Raw genomic sequence first — 1092 nt, 5'->3', positions numbered from 1 at the left:
ATGCGGAAGATGCGCCGGAGCCACAACCGCCCTACTGGGCCTATGCATGGGCCGGCGGCACCGTGCTCGCGCGCTATGTCCTCGACTATCCGATGACCGTGGCGGGACGCCGCGTGCTCGATCTTGGTGCCGGCTCCGGCATTGTCGGCATCGCTGCCGCGAAGGCCGGGGCCCGCGAAGTGATCGCCGCCGAGATCGACCGCAACGGCGTCGCCGCGCTCGGTCTCAATGCAAAAGACAACGGCGTCACGATCTCGGTGATCTGCAAAGACATTACCACCGGTCCGCCACCGGCGGTCGACCTTGTGCTGGCCGGCGACGTGTTCTACGGACCCGATGTCACCCAACGTATGATCCCCTTCCTCGACCGCTGCCTTGCCGCCGGCGTCGAGGTCCTGATCGGCGACCCGCGCCTCTCCGATCTACCATTGTCGCGGCTCAGGCTGCTCGCCGAATATCAGGTGCCGGATTTCGGCGACGCGAAGGGCGCCGCAAGCAGGCCGAGCGGCGTCTTTTCCTTCGAAGCCGAGACGCCGCTAGCGACGAGATCAGATCGTCTCCTTGACCCGCGCTGAAAGGAAATCCGGCAGGTCGACAACCGAATCCAGGATCACGTCGGCAATTCCGGCCAGAGATTCACGCGTGCCGGTGCCCGAGAGCACGCCGACCGCCAGGCCGCAGCCGCCGGCACGCGCCATTTCGAGATCGTGGCGGTTATCGCCGATCATGGCGACCTGCGTCGGCTTCAGGCCGGTGAGATCGCAGAAGGCCTGGATCGTATCCGGTGCCGGCTTGGGATTGGCCACCGCGTCATAGCCGTAGGCGGCGTCGAACAGCTGCGCGACGCCGAGCGTCACCAGCGTTTTTTCCGCGCCGCTGGTCGAATCGTTGGTGGCGACGCCGAGCCGATAGGACCTTGCGTGCAAGGTGCCGAGCGTTTCGACGATGCCCGGCAGAGCCACCGCCATCGCCGAGCCCTGCACCGAGGTGATCTGGTTGAAGCGGGCGACGGCCAGCATCTGGTCTTCGTCGGACAGGCGCGGAAACCACAATTCGACGACGTCGAGATTGGTGCCGGAGGCAAAGATGGAG

2 protein-coding genes are annotated in these 1092 nt (G+C 65.8%); one reads left to right on the top strand and one right to left on the bottom strand.

Translation table 11 applies throughout. From position 1 onward, the window contains the following. On the top strand, positions 1-575 hold a 575-nt coding region (locus tag FJ980_RS33660; RefSeq protein ID WP_140547669.1), incomplete at its 5' end, for a 50S ribosomal protein L11 methyltransferase. Here the strand turns inward: FJ980_RS33660 and FJ980_RS33655 are convergent. After that, on the bottom strand, positions 549-1092 hold a 544-nt coding region (locus tag FJ980_RS33655; RefSeq protein ID WP_140547668.1), incomplete at its 5' end, for an HAD family hydrolase. The two genes, FJ980_RS33660 and FJ980_RS33655, sit on opposite strands and share 27 nt — an antisense overlap.

The organism is Mesorhizobium sp. B1-1-5, from assembly GCF_006443065.1.
Lineage (GTDB): Bacteria > Pseudomonadota > Alphaproteobacteria > Rhizobiales > Rhizobiaceae > Mesorhizobium.
Note: the sequence above shows the minus strand (reverse complement) of the source record. Positions and strands in the feature narration are given on the sequence as shown.